Origin of the sequence: Streptomyces alfalfae (assembly GCF_004127445.1) — a bacterium.
Lineage (GTDB): Bacteria > Actinomycetota > Actinomycetes > Streptomycetales > Streptomycetaceae > Streptomyces > Streptomyces alfalfae.
In genome coordinates this window covers 85,917-101,677 of record NZ_QEXM01000046.1, presented here as the reverse complement: position 1 = coordinate 101,677, position 15,761 = coordinate 85,917, and the positions used below count along the sequence as shown (strand labels likewise).

At 71.5% G+C, this 15,761-nt stretch carries 18 protein-coding genes; 7 read left to right on the top strand and 11 right to left on the bottom strand.

Going from position 1 to position 15,761, the window contains the following annotated elements:
- The first annotated feature begins 55 nt into the window (after positions 1-55).
- Complete coding sequence (locus DCW30_RS28850; RefSeq protein WP_062778388.1) at positions 56-637, top strand: 2'-5' RNA ligase family protein; 582 nt, start codon at positions 56-58, stop codon at positions 635-637.
- Between the two features lie 37 nt (positions 638-674).
- Here DCW30_RS28850 and DCW30_RS28845 read toward each other — a convergent pair whose 3' ends face one another.
- Both DCW30_RS28845 and DCW30_RS28840 read right to left on the bottom strand, forming a co-directional pair.
- The gene (locus DCW30_RS28845; protein ID WP_062778385.1) at positions 675-1,430 is read right to left on the bottom strand and encodes a decaprenylphospho-beta-D-erythro-pentofuranosid-2-ulose 2-reductase; all 756 of its coding nucleotides are present in this window, start codon (positions 1,428-1,430) and stop codon (positions 675-677) included.
- 46 nt (positions 1,431-1,476) lie between these two features.
- Positions 1,477-2,856: a decaprenylphosphoryl-beta-D-ribose oxidase gene (locus DCW30_RS28840; protein ID WP_076688945.1), complete on the bottom strand. Its 1,380-nt coding sequence runs from the start codon at positions 2,854-2,856 to the stop codon at positions 1,477-1,479.
- A gap of 240 nt (positions 2,857-3,096) precedes the next feature.
- On the opposite strand from DCW30_RS28840, the gene DCW30_RS28835 reads away from it, so the two are divergent.
- The 4 genes from DCW30_RS28835 to DCW30_RS28820 all read left to right on the top strand — a co-directional run bounded on the left by DCW30_RS28835 (position 3,097) and on the right by DCW30_RS28820 (position 6,104).
- Positions 3,097-3,618 carry a phosphatase PAP2 family protein gene (locus tag DCW30_RS28835; RefSeq protein ID WP_076684892.1) on the top strand — a complete coding sequence of 174 codons (522 nt, stop codon included), beginning with the start codon at positions 3,097-3,099 and terminating at the stop codon, positions 3,616-3,618.
- A gap of 82 nt (positions 3,619-3,700) precedes the next feature.
- Positions 3,701-4,591, top strand: a complete 891-nt coding sequence (locus DCW30_RS28830) for a decaprenyl-phosphate phosphoribosyltransferase (protein ID WP_232627179.1) — start codon at positions 3,701-3,703, stop codon at positions 4,589-4,591.
- Positions 4,592-4,662: 71 nt separating this feature from the next.
- A complete protein-coding gene (locus DCW30_RS28825) occupies positions 4,663-5,121 on the top strand; it encodes a GtrA family protein (RefSeq protein WP_076684890.1) in 459 nt (152 codons plus the stop codon).
- Positions 5,109-6,104 (top strand): YihY/virulence factor BrkB family protein, encoded by a 996-nt coding sequence (locus DCW30_RS28820; protein WP_076684889.1) that lies wholly within the window; start codon positions 5,109-5,111, stop codon positions 6,102-6,104. The genes DCW30_RS28825 and DCW30_RS28820 overlap by 13 nt, the downstream gene beginning before the upstream one ends.
- Here the strand turns inward: DCW30_RS28820 and DCW30_RS28815 are convergent.
- Positions 6,049-7,299, bottom strand: a complete 1,251-nt coding sequence (locus tag DCW30_RS28815) for a D-alanyl-D-alanine carboxypeptidase family protein (protein ID WP_463403240.1) — start codon at positions 7,297-7,299, stop codon at positions 6,049-6,051. The two genes, DCW30_RS28820 and DCW30_RS28815, sit on opposite strands and share 56 nt — an antisense overlap.
- Before the next feature lie 109 nt (positions 7,300-7,408).
- Between DCW30_RS28815 and DCW30_RS28810 the strand changes: the two genes are divergently transcribed.
- Entirely contained in the window at positions 7,409-7,651 is a 243-nt protein-coding gene (locus DCW30_RS28810) for an SCO4848 family membrane protein (RefSeq protein WP_062778448.1), read from the top strand.
- A 2-nt stretch (positions 7,652-7,653) separates the two neighbouring features.
- A complete protein-coding gene (locus DCW30_RS28805) occupies positions 7,654-9,009 on the top strand; it encodes a metallophosphoesterase (RefSeq protein WP_076684887.1) in 1,356 nt (451 codons plus the stop codon).
- A 3-nt stretch (positions 9,010-9,012) separates the two neighbouring features.
- On the opposite strand, the gene DCW30_RS28800 is transcribed toward DCW30_RS28805, so the two are convergent.
- From DCW30_RS28800 to DCW30_RS28765, 8 genes are all read right to left on the bottom strand, one after another.
- A complete protein-coding gene (locus DCW30_RS28800; RefSeq protein ID WP_076684886.1) occupies positions 9,013-9,459 on the bottom strand; it encodes a VOC family protein in 447 nt (148 codons plus the stop codon).
- Between the two features lie 96 nt (positions 9,460-9,555).
- Positions 9,556-10,632, bottom strand: a complete 1,077-nt coding sequence (locus DCW30_RS28795) for a hypothetical protein (protein ID WP_076684885.1) — start codon at positions 10,630-10,632, stop codon at positions 9,556-9,558.
- Positions 10,632-11,276 carry a hypothetical protein gene (locus tag DCW30_RS28790; RefSeq protein WP_076684884.1) on the bottom strand — a complete coding sequence of 215 codons (645 nt, stop codon included), beginning with the start codon at positions 11,274-11,276 and terminating at the stop codon, positions 10,632-10,634. The genes DCW30_RS28795 and DCW30_RS28790 overlap by 1 nt, the downstream gene beginning before the upstream one ends.
- A gap of 143 nt (positions 11,277-11,419) precedes the next feature.
- Positions 11,420-12,190: a succinate dehydrogenase iron-sulfur subunit gene (locus DCW30_RS28785; RefSeq protein WP_062778366.1), complete on the bottom strand. Its 771-nt coding sequence runs from the start codon at positions 12,188-12,190 to the stop codon at positions 11,420-11,422.
- Positions 12,190-13,944, bottom strand: coding sequence for a succinate dehydrogenase flavoprotein subunit (gene sdhA / locus DCW30_RS28780; protein ID WP_062778364.1), 1,755 nt, complete (start codon positions 13,942-13,944; stop codon positions 12,190-12,192). The genes DCW30_RS28785 and sdhA overlap by 1 nt, the downstream gene beginning before the upstream one ends.
- 16 nt (positions 13,945-13,960) lie before the next feature.
- Positions 13,961-14,455, bottom strand: coding sequence for a succinate dehydrogenase hydrophobic membrane anchor subunit (locus DCW30_RS28775; RefSeq protein WP_062778362.1), 495 nt, complete (start codon positions 14,453-14,455; stop codon positions 13,961-13,963).
- A gap of 7 nt (positions 14,456-14,462) precedes the next feature.
- Positions 14,463-14,843 (bottom strand): succinate dehydrogenase, cytochrome b556 subunit, encoded by a 381-nt coding sequence (sdhC, locus tag DCW30_RS28770; protein WP_076684883.1) that lies wholly within the window; start codon positions 14,841-14,843, stop codon positions 14,463-14,465.
- 147 nt (positions 14,844-14,990) lie between these two features.
- Positions 14,991-15,674, bottom strand: coding sequence for a 2-oxo-4-hydroxy-4-carboxy-5-ureidoimidazoline decarboxylase (locus DCW30_RS28765; RefSeq protein WP_373569162.1), 684 nt, complete (start codon positions 15,672-15,674; stop codon positions 14,991-14,993).
- Positions 15,675-15,761: the final 87 nt, after the last annotated feature.

Genomic DNA, 15,761 nt, shown 5'->3' with positions numbered 1-15,761 from the left:
GCGCTGCACGGCGAGCAGCGCCCCCTGCCCATCGACACGACGACAGGAGTACGACGTGGGGACCGTAACGATCGGCGTCTCGATCGCGGTCCCGGAGCCACACGGCAGCCTGCTCCAGGAGCGGCGCGCGGGCTTCGGGGACCCCGCGGCGCACGGCATCCCCACGCATGTGACCCTGCTGCCTCCCACCGAAGTGGACGCGTCCGCGCTGCCCGCGGTTGAGTCGCATCTGATGTCGGTCGCGGCGGCCGGGCGGCCCTTCCCGATGCGCCTGTCGGGGACGGGCACGTTCCGGCCGCTGTCGCCGGTCGTCTTCGTGCAGGTCGTGGAGGGCGGCGCGGCCTGCTCCTGGCTCCAGAAGAGGGTGCGGGACGCGTCGGGGCCGATGGCACGCGAACTGCAGTTCCCGTACCACCCACACGTCACGGTGGCCCACGGCATCTCCGAGGAGGCCATGGACCGGGCGTACGCGGAGCTCTCGGAGTACGAGGCCGCCTGGCCCTGCACCGGCTTCGCGCTCTACGAACAGGGCACGGACGGCATCTGGCGCAAGCTGCGCGACTTCGACTTCGGCGGCCCCATGGTGCCGTCCCAGGCCTCGCCCCCGGCGGCCCGCGGCACGCTGCCCACCCGCTGACCCGGGCGGCGGCCGGGGCCGGGCCCCGGCGGCGCCGTCAGATCGGCAGGCGCCGGAACAGCGGCCTCGGCACGTGGCGCAGCGCCGACATCACCACCCGCAGCTTCCCGGGCACCCACACCGTCTCCGAGCGACGCCGCAGCCCCGTCTCGATGGCCGCCGCCACCGCGTCGGGCGTGGTCGACATGGGGGCCTCCTCCAGGCCCGCGGTCATCTTCGAGCGGACGAAGCCGGGGCGGACGACCATCACGTGCACCCCGGTGCCGTGCAGCGCGTCGCCGAGGCCCTGGGTGAAGGCGTCGAGGCCGGCCTTGCTGGAGCCGTAGATGAAGTTGGAGCGGCGTGCCCGCTCGCCCGCCACCGAGGAGAGCACCACCAGGGAGCCGTGGCCCTGCGTCTGCAGCGCCCGCGCGCAGACCAGGCCGGAGGAGATGGCCCCGGTGTAGTTGGTCTGGGCTACGCGCACCGCCGAGAGGGGTTCGTCCTCGTCGCGCGCCTGGTCGCCGAGGACGCCGAAGGCGAGCAGCACCATGTCGATGTCGCCCTCGGCGAAGACCTTGCCGAGGCCCTCCTCGTGGGACTCGGGGTCGAGCGCGTCGAAGGCGGTGGTCCGCACGTCGGCGCCCAGGTCGCGCAGGCCCGCGGCAGCCTCGTCGAGGGCCGGGGACGGGCGTCCCGCCAGCCACACGGTGCGGGTGCGGCGCACGACGAGGCGTCGCGCGGTGGCGAGGCCGATCTCGGAGGCGCCGCCGAGGACGAGCAGGGACTGGGGGGTGCCGAAGGCGTCTTTCATGAGTACCGATCTCCTGGCGGGCGAGGTCTCTGGCGGGCGGGGGCTGCTAGAGGGCGAGGCGGCGCGAGAGGTCCGAGCGGAACACGCCGCGCGGGTCGAGCTCGGCCCGCAGGGCGCGGAAGTCGTCGAGCCGGGGGTACATCCCGGCGAGCATCTCGGGCCGCAGCCGTGAGTCCTTGGCGAGGTAGACGCGCCCGTCGGCGGCGGCCACCTCCTCGTCCAATTCGTCGAGGAAGGCGCCGAGCCCCGGCAGGTTCGCCGGGATGTCGAGCGCGAGCGTCCAGCCCGGCATCGGGAACGACAGCCACCCGGGGTCGGCGTCGCCGAAGCGCTTCAGGACGGCGAGGAAGGACGGGCAGCCGCGCTCGGAGATGCGGCGCACGACGCGGCGCAGGGCCTCTTCCTTGCCGTAGCCGACGACGAACTGGTACTGCACGAAGCCGCCGCGGCCGTAGACGCGGTTCCAGTGCGGGACGCCGTCCAGCGGGTGGAAGAAGGTGGAGATCTTCTGCAGCTCCCCGGTGCGCCAGCGAGGCGCCTTGCGGTACCAGAGCTCGTTGAAGAGGCCCACGGACCTCCTGCCGAGGAGCCCTTCGGGGACGAAGGAGGGGGCGGCGGGGAGCTGCCCCGGGCGGAAGGCGAGGGGAGCCCTGCGCGCGCGTGCCCGTGCCGGGAGGGCGTCCAGGGGGGCGTGGTCGCCGCGGGTGAGGACCGAGCGGCCCATGGCCGCGCCGCGGGCGAGGAGGTCGATCCAGGCCACCGAGTAGCGGTAGCGGTGGTCGGTGGCGGTGAGCCGGGCCATCAGGTCGTCGAGGTCCGTCGCGCGTTCGGTGTCCACGCTCATCAGGGACGTCTCGACCGGCTGGAGCCGCACGGTCGCCGACAGGATCACACCGGTCAGGCCCATGCCGCCCGCCGTGGCGTCGAACAGGGGCGTGCCGGGCACGAGGGTGCGGACCGCGCCGTCGGCCGTGAGCAGGTCCATCGCGAGGACGTGGCGGGCGAAGGCGCCGGAGCCGTGGTGGTTCTTGCCGTGGATGTCGGCGCCGATGGCCCCGCCGACGGTGACGTAGCGCGTGCCCGGGGTGACGGGCACGAACCAGCCGAGGGGGAGCAGGACCTCCATCAGGTGGTGCAGCGAGACGCCCGCGTCGCAGACGACGGTGCCCGCGTCGGCGTCGATGGTGTGCACCCGGTCCAGGCCCGTCATGTCGAAGACGTCGCCGCCCGCGTTCTGCGCGGCGTCCCCGTAGGCCCGGCCGAGGCCCCTGGCGATGCCGCCGCGCTCGCCGCAGCCGAGCACCGCGGCCGCCGCCTCCTCCTGTGTGCGGGGTCTCACCAGCCGGGCGGTGGTCGGGGCCGTGCGCCCCCAGCCGGAGACGGAGACGGCTTCGAAGGGCGCCACGGAAGGGGAGTCGGCAGGCATGGCCACGACGGTAGCGCCGGATGGAGGGGGATTTGCTCAGGATCGTCCGCGCTCTCACCGAAATGGGTGATTAGGGGAGTGTCACCCTGTATTGACCTAATAATCGGGCTGATCCCTTAGAGAGTTGAACTGCCCGGATGAAGAGATGCCCACCTCCCCGCCCGTCCCCGAGCCCACTTCCACGCCCACCTCCACGCCCACCTCTCGAACGTCGTCGAACGTCTTCGAAAACGAGGCCACATGCACGACATGGACCACCGGTTGCTGTCGGCCCTGCGCGACTGCGGGACCGACCCGCGCATCGCCGCGGCGGCCCGCGCCCTGTCCCGGGGCGGTGAACACGGCGCCCTGTGGATCGCCGCCGGTCTCGTCGGCGCCGCCGTGGACCGCGAGCGGCGCGGCGCCTGGCTGCGCGGCACGGCGCTCACCGTCGCCGCCCATGTGACGAGCATGGCCGTCAAGCGGGTCGTCCGCAGGCCGCGCCCGGAGGGACCGGACGGCGCGGCGCCCCTCGTGCGCACCGCGGGCCGGCACTCCTTCCCCAGTTCCCACGCCACGTCCTCGGCCGCCGCGGCCGTCGCGTACGGCGCGCTGCGCCCCGCCGGAGCCCGCCTCGTGCCGCCACTGGCCGCCGCCGTGTGCGTCTCCCGGATGGTCGTCGGCGTCCACTACCCCTCGGACGTGGCCGCGGGCGCGGCGCTGGGCGCGCTCACCGCCCGCCTGGGCGCCCGCTGGATGAACGGGGACCGCAGCCGTGTCTGAGCGCTCCGCAGCCGTGCCCGAACGTTCCGCCGCCGCGCCGGACCTCGCCGCGGCCGCCCTCGATCCGCCCCGGCCGACGGCCCTGGGCCTGCCCCTGGGCCTCCTGAAGACCGCGCGGCCCCGCCAGTGGGTGAAGAACGTCCTCGTCGTCGCCGCCCCCGCGGCGGCGGGCGAGCTCTTCTCGCGCCACGCGGCCGTCCAACTCGTCCTCGTCTTCGCGCTGTTCACGGCCGCCGCGTCCGCCGTCTACCTCATCAACGACGCGCGGGACGCCGACGCCGACCGCGCCCACCCCACCAAGTGCCGCAGACCCGTGGCCGCCGGACAGGTGCCGGCGCCCGTCGCGTACGCGGTGGGCGGGCTCCTCGCCGTCCTCGCGCCCACCGCCGCCGTCGTCCTGTGCACCCCGCTGACCGCGGGCCTCCTGGCCGCGTACGTCGTCATGCAACTCGCGTACTGCGTCAGCCTCAAGCACGTCCTCGTCGTCGACCTCACGATCGTCACGACCGGCTTCCTGATGCGCGCCATGATCGGCGGCCTCGCGCTCGGCATCCCGCTCTCGCGGTGGTTCCTGATCACCACCGGCTTCGGCGCGCTCTTCATGGTCTCCGCCAAGCGCTACTCCGAAGCCGTCCAGATGTCCGCGGGCCCCGGCAGACCGGGCGCCACGCGCGCGTTGCTCACCGAATACACCACGGGCTATCTGCGCTTCGTATGGCAGCTCGCCGCGGGCGTCGCCGTCCTCGCGTACTGCCTGTGGGCCATGGAGGAGGGCGGCACCGCCGACGGCGGCACGCTGCCCTGGCGCCAGCTCTCCATGGCGGCCTTCATCCTCGCGGTCCTGCGCTACGCCGTGTTCGCCGACCGGGGCGCCGCCGGCGAGCCGGAGGACGTCGTCCTGCGGGACCGGGCCCTGGCCGTGATCGGCGTCGTCTGGGTGGCCCTGTACGGCCTCGCGGTCGCGGACTGGTGACGCCGCCCACCCGGCCCCCGGAACCCGGCCGGAGGCGGGCCGGGCCCTCCCCGCGCGAACGGCTGCGGGCGATGGGCCCCGAAATCCTCGGCTTCGCCGCCGCCGGCGTCTGCGCCTACGCCGCCGACCTCGGCCTCTTCATCTGGCTGCGCGGCCCCGCCGGCCTCGACCCGCTGACCGCCAAGGCCCTGTCCTTCGTGGCGGGCTGCTCCGTGGCGTACGCGGGCAACGCCCTCGGCACCTACCGGCGCAGGGCCGCGCGGGTGTCACGGCTGCGCCAGTACGTGGTCTTCTTCGCCGTCAACATCGCGGGCGCCCTCGTCCAACTGCTCTGCATCGCCGTGTCGCACTACGGCCTCGGCCTCACCTCGCAGCGCGCCGACACCGTCTCCGGGGCGGGCATCGGCATGGCGCTGGCCACCGCCCTGCGATTCTGGGGTACCCGGACCCTGGTCTTCCGGGTGTCCCGCGAGACGGCGGGGACGGCGAAGGGCGCGGCAGCGGGCGGAGAGGCGTCATGGACTGGCTGAAGAGACTTCCCGGCATCGGGCCCCTGGTGGTCAAGGGCATGCGCACGCACGCGTGGCACGCCTACGAACGGCTCGACGAGGTCCACTGGACCCGCCTCGCCGCCGCGATGACCTTCATCAGCTTCCTGGCGCTCTTCCCGCTGCTCACCGTCGCCGCGGCGGTCGCCGCCGCCACCCTCTCCGCCGAGCAGCAGGACACCCTCAAGGACAAGCTCGCCGAGCAGGTGCCCGGCATCTCCGACCAGCTCGACCTGGACGCCCTCGTCGCCAACGCGGGCACGGTCGGCCTCATCGCGGGCGCCCTGCTGCTGTTCACCGGCATCGGCTGGGTCGGCTCCATGCGGGAGTGCCTGCGGGCCGTCTGGGAGTGCGAGGACGAGGAGGAGAACCCCTTCCTGCGCAAGGCCAAGGACGCCGGGGTGCTCCTCGGGCTCGGCGGCGCGGGCCTCGCCTCGTTCGCGGCCTCCGGCCTCGCCTCGGTCGCCGTCGGCTGGACGGCCCGCCTCATCGGCATCGACGAGACCGGCTGGGGCGCCGCGCTGCTCCAGGCCATGGCGTTCGCGATCGCCATCCTCGCGGACTTCCTGCTGCTGCTCTACGTCCTGACACTGCTGCCCGGCGTGCAGCCGCACCGCCGAGACCTCGTCACCGCCGCCCTCATCGGCGCCGCCGGCTTTGAACTGCTCAAGCTGCTGCTCGGCGGCTACATGAAGGGCGTCGCCGCGAAGAGCATGTACGGCGCCTTCGGCGTGCCCGTCGCCCTGCTGCTGTGGATCAACCTCACGGCGAAGCTGCTGCTGTTCTGCGCCGCGTGGACGGCGACGCGGAAGGCGTCACGCACGGCCGACGCGGATGACACGAAGGGCGCGGACGACACGGATGGCGCGGGCGGCGCGCAGAGCGCCCCCCGTGCCGAGCCGCCCGCCGTCAGTCCCGCGGAGTCCGCCGGCCGGCCTGCCCCGGGAGCGGCATCCGGCGCCTGAGCACGAAGGCGCCCGCACCGAGCAGCAGGACCACACCGCCCGCCACCCCGAGGGCGACGCCCATGCCGCTGGAACCCCCGCCGGACGTGTGCGCCATCTTCGCGGCGGCGTCACCCTTGCCGCCGCCGGGAGCGCCCTTGCCCGAACCGGTCGCACCCTTCGGGGCCACGAGCTCGCCCACGGGCTCGACCTTGTCCGCCGCCTCGAAACCCCAGTCGAGGAGCCGCGCGGTCTCCTTGTACACCGCGTGCGGCTCCCCGGACGAGGGGTTCATGACCGTCACCAGGAGGACCTTGCCGTCGCGCTCGGCGACCCCGGTGAAGGTGTTGCCCGCGTTGGTGGTGCTGCCGTTCTTGACACCGGCGATGCCCTTGTAGGCGCTGACCCCGTCGGCGCCGGTAAGCAGCCGGTTGGTGTTCTGGATCCCGAACGACCCGCGCTTGGTCTTGCCCTTGTCCTTGCCCTTGGTGATCTTCTTCGTCTCACCGGGGAACTGGGCGGTGGCCGTCGAGCAGTACTCGCGGAAGTCCTTCTTCTGCAGCCCCGACCGGGCGAACAGCGTCAGGTCGTACGCCGAGGAGACCTGCCCCTTCTCGTCGTAGCCGTCGGGCGAGACGACGTGCGTGTCGAGCGCCTGGAGCTCCTCGGCGTGCTCCTGCATGTCCTTGACGGTCTGCTGCACGCCGTCGTTCATCGCGGACAGGACGTGCACCGCGTCGTTGCCCGAGCGCAGGAAGACACCGAGCCACAGGTCGTGGACGGTGTACGTCTCGTTCTCCTTGATGCCGACCAGGCTGCTGCCCGCGCCGACGCCTTCCAGGTCGGAGAGCTTGACCTCGTGCTTCTGGCTCTTGGGGAACTTCGGCAGGACCGTGTCCGCGAACAGCATCTTCAGGGTGCTCGCCGGAGGCAGCCGCCAGTGCGCGTTGTGCGCGGCGAGCACCTCGCCCGACTCCGCGTCCGACACCATCCAGGAGCGCGCCGAGAGGTCCTTGGGCAGCACCGGGGCGCCCTGCTTCAGCCGCACCTGGGTGCCGGGCTTGCCGAGCCTCGCACCGCCGACCGTCGACATGGAGGAGGGCGGCTTGGGCTGCCCGTCGTCCGGCTTGTCGTCCGCGAGGGCGGGCGCCGTGGTCGACAGGGTCAGCATGGTCGCGGAAGCGAGCAGCAAGGCGGCTTTTCTCAAGGCAGGCACGGACGTGAACGTACAGGTGGCGGCCGTGGCACCCGGCGCCGAGGTGCGTCCCGCCGTGCCGTCCCCACCCCGGGAGCGGTTCGACAGGCCGGATCGCGATACTGAACGTATGAAGCTCAGCCGCCCTGTCTCCTGGTTCCTGCTCGCCTTCGGGGTGTGGAGCTGGTTCATCTGGATCACTTTCGTCAAGAACCTGTGGAAGGACGGCAGCGGGCTCGCCTTCGACGACGCGGACAACCCGACCGGCTACTTCTGGGTGCACCTGACGCTTGCCGTTGTCTCCTTTGTCTTGGGGACGGTGGTAGGGGTCATCGGGTTCCGTGGAGTCCGTGCACTGCGGAGAACCTCATAGCCATGGTCGTCATCGCGGTCCTGGTGGGCCTCCTCGTCCTCGCCGCCTTCGCGGCCCTGCACTGGTTCGCGTGGCGCCGCCTGGTGCGGGACACCACCGCCGGCCCCGGGCCCGCCCGGCGGGCCGGCACGGTGCTGTTCGCCGTCGCCCCGGTGCTCACGTTCGCCGCCCTCCTGGCCGAGCGGGCGGGAGCGCCCTTCCTGCTCCAGCGCATCCTCGCCTGGCCCGGCTTCCTGTGGCTGGCCCTCTCGCTCTACCTGCTGCTCGCACTGCTCGTGGGAGAGCTGGCACGTCCGCTGCTGCGCCGCTGGGTGGAATCCCGCGGGGGCGGGACGGCGCCCGCGGAGAGGCCCGCCGCCGAGCAGAGGCCGGTCGCCGTCGCGGCCGCTGCCGGTCCGAAGCCTGCCTCGGAGGAGGGGACTTCGGTGGAGCCGGCCCCCGAGGAGCCGGCTTCCGGGCGGCCCGAGCCGGAGCAGCCCACGCCCGGAACCGGCGCCACCGCGTCCACCCCCACACCCCCCGCCGCGTCCGCCCCCTCCCGCCGTCTCTTCGTCTCCCGGATCGTCGGGGGCGCCGTGGCGACGGCCGCCGTGGGGACCGTCGGCTACGGGGCGCACGGCGTGCTCAGCGGCCCCAAGGTCAAGCGGCTCACGGTTCCGCTGGCCAAACTGCCGCGCGCCGCGCACGGCTTCCGGATCGCCGTGGTCAGCGACGTCCACCTCGGCCCGATCCTCGGCCGCGGCTTCACGCAGCGCGTCGTCGACACGATCAACGCCACGCAGCCCGACCTGGTCGCCGTGGTCGGCGACCTGGTGGACGGCAGCGTCGAGAACCTCGGCCCGGCCGCGGCGCCGCTCGCCGGGCTCCGGGCGCGGCACGGCGCGTACTTCGTCACCGGCAACCACGAGTACTTCTCCGGGGCCGACCAGTGGGTCGACCACGTACGGGAACTCGGCCTGCGTCCGCTGCGCAACGCCCGTGCCGAACTGCCCGGCTTCGACCTCGCGGGCGTCGACGACGTGGCCGGTGAGGACGAGGGCGCGGGCCCCGACTTCGCCGCCGCGCTCGGCGACCGGGACCGCGCGCGGGCCTCGGTGCTGCTGGCCCACCAGCCGGTCGTGATCCACGACGCCGTCGAGCACGGCGTGGACCTCCAGCTGTCCGGCCACACCCACGGCGGCCAGCTCTGGCCGGGCAACCTCGTGGCCGACCTGGCCAACCCGACGCTCGCGGGCCTGGAACGGTACGGCGACACCCAGCTCTACGTCAGCCGCGGGGCGGGCGCGTGGGGCCCGCCGGTGCGGGTCGGGGCGCCCTCGGACATCACGGTGGTCGAACTGGCCTCACGGCAGGCCTGAGATTCAGGGGGTGCGGGCCAGCTCCGGCCGCTTGAGGTAGTCCGTGAAGCCGATGACGTTGCCCCACGGGTCGGCGATCTCCACGGTCCACCCGGTGGCCACGGAGAACGGCTCGGCGAGCAGCACGACGCCCGCGTCCGTGAGGGCCCGCCCCTTGGCGCGGGCGTCCGGCACCTCCAGCCAGAACCGGGGCGAGGGCCACACGGGCGTCCGCGGCAGGATTCCGTCCTCCACGCGGAGCAGCACGCCCGGCGTCTCCTTGCCCACCTTCAGGATCGCGAGCCCGAGCTCGTCGAGCCGGAGGGCGACGGGGAAGCCGGCCCGTTCGTAGAACCCGACGGCCTCGCCGAGGTCGCCGACGGGGAAGAGGACGTTGTCGAAGCCGAGCAGCGCGGTGGACGGCTCCGCGGACCGGTCAACGGACAGACCGAAGGACTGGTTGTCTGACATTCCGTCAGGGTAGGGCGGCGGGCGTCGCGCGACCGCAGGCGCGCGAGCGCCGTGCCGCCGGGCGGCACGATCTTCGGCCGTCCGGCGGCACGGGCGTCACCGGTTGATGGACTGGATCTCCTGGACGTCGACGTCCTGTGTCCCCTCGAAGGTGCCGTTCGGCAGGTCACCGCCCGCGCCGCCGGTGCCTTCCCAGGTGATCTCCCAGGTGATGGACGCCTTGAGCCGGTACGGCTCGCCGCCGGTGGCCCGCAGGTAGGTGATGCCGCACGGCGGGTCCTCCTTCGACGACCCCTTCGTGTACGGGGCGCCGATGCTGCCGTCCTCGTTGACCGCGCACTCGCCGTCGGCGGGGAACGTCTCGGCGTCCGCGGTGCCGGGGTCCAGGTGCAGACTCACGGGCTTGGCGGTGGTCTCCGCGTACAGGTTCGTGTGGGGCAGCTCGGCACGGACCTTCACCGGCTCGAACTTGCCCTTGTCCAGCCAGACCCAGGTGGGCAGGTTCACGGTCGACTTGCCCTCGGGCTTCATCTCGACCTCGGTCTCGGGGACCTTGATCTGGTTGTACGCGTACGAGGCGAGGACCTCGGGTGTCGGAGCATGGTCGATCTTGGGTACGGTGCCGGCGTCCTGCCAGAAGAGGTTCTTCTCGCAGTCGTACGCCTCCGGGTCGTCCCGCATGTCGGGGTTGACGACCCCGCGCCAGAACTTCCCCTTCTTGCCGATGTTGAAATTCTTGTAGCCCTCGGCGCCGTCGGACTGGGTCTTGCCCTTCTCGTAGTGGTCGACCATCAGCTGCTGGCCCCAGTAGAGGGAGGGCGTGACCGGCACCAAGTTCTCGTTGGGGGTCTTCTTGAGCTGGTCGACGGCGGCCTTCACCTGCTCGGAGGTCGCCACGGGCTCGTACCAGCACGCCGGTGGTTTCCAGTTGGGGTCCACCGGCACCACCGGCTTGTTGGACGACCCGCCCTTCCCGCCGCTGACCTGCGTGACCTCGATGCTGCTCTGGCTGACCCCGGCCATGAGGGTGTTGCCCTTGGCGCCTCCGGACGGACCGGACGGGCCGGGCGGCGCTTGGTCGCCCTTGTCACCGATGGCGTACGCGGCCGTCGAGGAGCAGACCACGGTGAGGGCCGCGGCCATGAGGAAGGTGCTCGTGGCGACAATCCGCATCACTTGCAGCCTCCCGCCACGGTCTCCAGGGAGACGGTCTGCCACACGCCCTTCGAGGACTTGGTGAGCCTGGCCCGGTACTGGAGCACGGAGTCCGGGCTGTCCGGGGTCCGCGTGACCTTCTTCGTCTCCCGGTTCTTCGTGGCCGACTTCCGCTCGTCGACGCAGTAGAAGAGCAACCCGGCGCCGTTGTCGCTGATGTGCGCCTTGGCGTTGTAGACCCTGACCGAGCCGACCAGGCTGTCGTCGGTCTCGACGAAGCTCTTGATCCATTTTCGGGCCGTGGTGAGGGACGCACCGGAGTCGTAGAACGCCACGGCCTCCGACTGCGGGTTTGCCTCGATGATCGCCGCGTACTTCGCCCGCAGCTCCTCGCGCCCGTCGTCCAGGATCGCCTGCTTCTTCGGATCCCCGCTGCTCCACCCCACGAACTCGGCCTTGAACGTGCTCGGCAGCTTCACCTCCGGGCGGTCCGGGCCGGACGGCTTCGAGGGAGCGGGGGAAGCGGACGTGGCACCGCCGCCGTCCGCCCCCTCGATCTTGTCGGAGGCGTCGCTGTCACCGCCCCCCGAGCCGCAGGCGGTCAACAGCAGGGCCGCGGACGCGGTCAGAGCGGCCGTCACGAGGCGGAGGGAGCGAGTCACTCGGAACTCCAGGAGTGTGGGGACAAGGGGCCGTCCGTGGGGGACGCGAGCGGACCCAAGCTATAACCGCGGGCGTCGCGCACGCACATGGGCCCCGCTCCAGAAGGAGCGGGGCCCATGGGGACGTACAGGGCGGAACAGGATCAGAAGCGGCGGGTGATGAGCGCGCGCTTCACTTCCTGGATCGCCTTCGTGACCTCGATGCCACGCGGGCACGCGTCCGTGCAGTTGAACGTCGTACGGCAACGCCACACGCCGTCCTTGTCGTTCAGGATCTCCAGGCGCTGCTCGCCCGCCTCGTCACGGCTGTCGAAGATGAAGCGGTGGGCGTTCACGATCGCGGCCGGGCCGAAGTACTGGCCGTCGTTCCAGAAGACCGGGCACGACGACGTGCACGCCGCGCACAGGATGCACTTCGTGGTGTCGTCGAAGCGCTCGCGGTCCTCGGCGGACTGCAGACGCTCGCGCGTCGGCTCGTTGCCCGTCGTCACCAGGAACGGCATGACGTCGCGGTAGGCCTGGAAGAACGGGTCCATGTCGACGACCAGGTCCTTCAGGACCGTCAGACCCTTGATGGGCTCGACCGTGATCGGCTTGGACGGGTTGATGTCCTTGATCAGGGTCTTGCAGGCCAGACGGTTCTTGCCGTTGATCCGCATGGCGTCCGAACCGCAGATGCCGTGCGCGCAGGAGCGGCGGAACGTGAGCGTGCCGTCCTGCTCCCACTTGATCTTGTGGAGGCCGTCGAGGACGCGCTCCTTGGGGTCGATCTCCATCTGGAAGTCTTCCCAGACCGCGTCCGCCGAGACCTCGGGGTTGAAGCGGCGGATGCGGAAGGTGACCGTGATGTACGGGGAGTCGGCGAAGCCCGCCTCGGGCTTGGCGTCTTCCTTCTCGAGGGTCGGGGTAGCCATCAGTACTTACGCTCCATCGGCTGGTAGCGGGTCTGGACGACCGGCTTGTAGTCGAGACGGATCGTCTCCGTGCCGTCGTCGCCGACCTCGCGGTACGCCATGGTGTGGCGCATGAAGTTGACGTCGTCGCGGTTGGGGAAGTCCTCGCGGTAGTGACCGCCGCGCGACTCCTTGCGGGCGAGCGCGGACTGCGCCATGACCTCGGCCAGGTCGAGCAGGTTGCCCAGCTCGATGGCCTCCAGGAGGTCGGTGTTGAACCGCTTGCCCTTGTCCTGGATCGAGACGTTGAGGTAGCGCTCGCGGAGCTCCGCGATCTTCTCCACCGCCGTCTTGATCGTCTGCTCCGTGCGGAACACCATGACGTTGGCGTCCATGGTCTCCTGCAGCTCCTTGCGGAGCTCGGCGACCCGCTCGGCGCCCGTGGCGTCGCGCAGACGCTCGACCTGGGAGACGACCAGCTCCTCCGGGTTCTCCGGCAGCTCGACGAAGTCGTGCGACGCGGCGTATTCGGCCGCGGCGATGCCCGCGCGCTTGCCGAAGACGTTGATGTCCAGGAGCGAGTTGGTGCCGAGGCGGTTGGCGCCGTGCACCGAGACGCAGGCGACCTCGCCCGCCGCGTACAGGCCCGGGACGACGGTGGTGTTGTCCGCCAGGACCTCACCCTCGACGTTGGTCGGGATGCCGCCCATGGCGTAGTGCGCGGTCGGCTGGATCGGGATCGGGTCCGTGTAGGGCTCGATGCCGAGGTAGGTGCGCGCGAACTCCGTGATGTCCGGGAGCTTGGCGTCGAGCTGCTCCGGCGGGAGGTGCGTGAGGTCGAGGTAGACGTGGTCGCCCTCGGGACCGCAGCCGCGGCCCTCACGGATCTCCGTGTAGATGGAGCGCGAGACGACGTCACGGGACGCGAGGTCCTTCATGACCGGCGCGTACTTCTCCATGAAGCGCTCGCCGTCCTTGTTGCGGAGGATGCCGCCCTCACCGCGGGCGCCCTCCGTCAGCAGGATGCCCATGCGCCAGATGCCGGTCGGGTGGAACTGGAAGAACTCCATGTCCTCCAGCGGCAGACCGCGCCGGTAGCAGGCCGCCTGGCCGTCACCGGTGAGCGTGTGCGCGTTCGAGGTCACCTTGAAGAACTTGCCGGTGCCGCCGGACGCGTAGATCACGGCCTTGGCCTGGAAGATGTGGATCTCACCGGTCGCCAGCTCGTACGCGACGACGCCGGCGCTCTTCTTGACCCCGTCGACCTCGACGATGAGCTGGTCCAGGACGTAGAACTCGTTGAAGAACTCCACGCCCTCCTTGACGCAGTTCTGGTACAGCGTCTGGAGGATCATGTGGCCGGTGCGGTCGGCCGCGTAGCAGGACCGGCGCACGGCGGCCTCGCCGTGGTTGCGGGTGTGACCGCCGAAGCGGCGCTGGTCGATGGTGCCGTCCGGCGTGCGGTTGAACGGCAGGCCCATCTTCTCCAGGTCGAGGACCGCGTCGATGGCCTCCTTCGCCAGGATCTCGGCGGCGTCCTGGTCGACCAGGTAGTCACCGCCCTTGACCGTGTCGAAGGTGTGCCACTCCCAGTTGTCCTCCTCCACGTTGGCGAGCGCGGCGGCCATGCCGCCCTGCGCGGCGCCCGTGTGGGAGCGGGTGGGGTACAGCTTGGTGAGCACGGCGGTGCGGCTGCGCTTCGTCGCCTCGATGGCGGCGCGCATGCCGGCGCCGCCCGCGCCGACGATGACGGTGTCGTACTTGTGAATCTTCACTGGGGTCGCCTCGGCTTTAGCGGATGTTCGGGTCGAAGGTGAAGATCACCAGCGTGCCCAGAAGGATGGTGAACACCGTGGCGGTGTACAGCAGGCCCTTGAGCCACAGACGCGTGTTCGGGCGCTCGGCGTAGTCGTTGATGACCGTGCGCAGGCCGTTCGCGCCGTGCAGCATCGCGAGCCACAGCATCAGCAGGTCCCAGACCTGCCAGAACGGCGAGGCCCAGCGGCCCGCGACGAACGCGAAGCCGATCTTCGAGACGCCGCCGTCGAGCACGAGCTGGATCAGCAGGTGGCCGAGGACGAGGACGACCAGGACGACACCGGACAGGCGCATGAAGAGCCATGCGGCCATCTCGAAGTTGCCGCGGGTCGAGCGCGGGGTCTTGGTCGTGCGCTTGCGCGGCGGCTCGATGACCGGGGCCGGGTTGTCGACGTCGTAGAGCCGGGCGCCCTCGACGGGGCCGACTCCGGACGTGCCGGACTTGTCGAGCGTGGTGTCAGAAGACATGTCGGCCTCAGCTCCCGAAGACTTCGCGGACGGCGTGGCCCAGGACGGGGTAGAGCGCCCCGACCATCAGGACGACCCAGATGCCGACGACGGTCCAGAGCATCTGCTTCTGGTAGCGGGGACCCTTCGACCAGAAGTCGACGGCGATGACGCGCAGGCCGTTGAGGGCGTGGAAGAGGATGGCGGCGACCAGGCCGTACTCAAGGAGTGCGACGAGGGGCGTCTTGTAGGTGCTGACGACATCGTCGTACGCCTCCGGGGAGACGCGGACGAGAGCGGTGTCGAGCACATGCACGAACAGGAAGAAGAAGATGAGGACGCCGGTGACTCGATGAGCCACCCAGGACCACATTCCTTCCCGGCCGCGGTACAGCGTTCCAGCCGGCACGGAAGAACCCTCCGGGAGCGGGGATTGGGGCCGGCCGGCTTCTTGTCGGACGAGCCCGGCCGGGTACGGTCCACCGGCCGCTCGTCATCGTATCGACGAGTTGTCGGTGGCCTTGCCCCGGGTCCGCAGGTGTGATCAAACAGGCAATCAAACAGGCACGTACGGGCTATCGGGACGCGATTGCGGGCGACCTCCGTGTGCGGCGTGTCCCGGGCCCCCGGAGCCCGTCTTCCCGGCGTCGTCGCTGGTCGCGGGGTCCGTGCCGAGTACGAGACGGGCGAGTCTGCCGCGGGTGAGGCGGCGCAGCTGCTCGGCGGCCACGGCGCGCTCCTCGTCCGGATCGTTGCCGAGGCGTGACCGGATGGCGGACAGCAGATGATCGAGGGCCTCACCTGGGGCGACGTCGTCGAGGCAGATCACGAACGCGTGTCCGAAACGGCTCTCGTACGCCGCGTGGGCGGCGCGCAGGGCGGTGTCCGCCGCGCTGTACGTGCCGTGCGGCGCGCCCTGCCGGAGGACGCCGGGATCGAGGGGTTCGCGGGTCAGGGCCTCGGTGAGGTCGGCGTGCGACAGGTCGTACAGCGCTTCGTCGGAGGCGGCGAGCAGGGCCTCCAGGTCGGGGTAGGGGCGGTGCGCGGCGACACGCCGGGCCCAGCGGCGGCTGCCGCCGCAGGTCAGGAGGGCGGCTTCCGCGACGTCCGGCTCGGCGGAGTTGAGCTGCACCGGCGTGACGACAGGGGTGACGTCGGGCGCGTCGTCACCGGGGAGTCGAGGGGGACGGTACGGGGACAGCGGGCGCTCCTGGGCGGGGGGCGGTCGGGAACCGGGCACGGCAGGGGTGGTGCGCGGTGGTACGGGCGGTGCGCGGGGGTGGTGCGGGTGGCGCGCACGCGTGAGTGAGTAGCCACGCTAGCGAGC

Excerpts from the sequence above, each read along its gene's own strand:
- DCW30_RS28845 (WP_062778385.1), bottom strand. The coding sequence starts at position 1,430 with ATGAAAGACGCCTTCGGCACCCCCCAGTCCCTGCTCGTCCTCGGCGGC.
- DCW30_RS28840 (WP_076688945.1), bottom strand. The coding sequence starts at position 2,856 with ATGCCTGCCGACTCCCCTTCCGTGGCGCCCTTCGAAGCCGTCTCCGTC.
- DCW30_RS28835 (WP_076684892.1), top strand. The coding sequence starts at position 3,097 with ATGCACGACATGGACCACCGGTTGCTGTCGGCCCTGCGCGACTGCGGG.
- DCW30_RS28825 (WP_076684890.1), top strand. The coding sequence starts at position 4,663 with ATGGGCCCCGAAATCCTCGGCTTCGCCGCCGCCGGCGTCTGCGCCTAC.
- DCW30_RS28820 (WP_076684889.1), top strand. The coding sequence starts at position 5,109 with ATGGACTGGCTGAAGAGACTTCCCGGCATCGGGCCCCTGGTGGTCAAG.
- DCW30_RS28810 (WP_062778448.1), top strand. The coding sequence starts at position 7,409 with ATGAAGCTCAGCCGCCCTGTCTCCTGGTTCCTGCTCGCCTTCGGGGTG.
- DCW30_RS28805 (WP_076684887.1), top strand. The coding sequence starts at position 7,654 with ATGGTCGTCATCGCGGTCCTGGTGGGCCTCCTCGTCCTCGCCGCCTTC.
- DCW30_RS28800 (WP_076684886.1), bottom strand. The coding sequence starts at position 9,459 with ATGTCAGACAACCAGTCCTTCGGTCTGTCCGTTGACCGGTCCGCGGAG.
- DCW30_RS28795 (WP_076684885.1), bottom strand. The coding sequence starts at position 10,632 with ATGCGGATTGTCGCCACGAGCACCTTCCTCATGGCCGCGGCCCTCACC.
- DCW30_RS28785 (WP_062778366.1), bottom strand. The coding sequence starts at position 12,190 with ATGGCTACCCCGACCCTCGAGAAGGAAGACGCCAAGCCCGAGGCGGGC.
- DCW30_RS28775 (WP_062778362.1), bottom strand. The coding sequence starts at position 14,455 with ATGTCTTCTGACACCACGCTCGACAAGTCCGGCACGTCCGGAGTCGGC.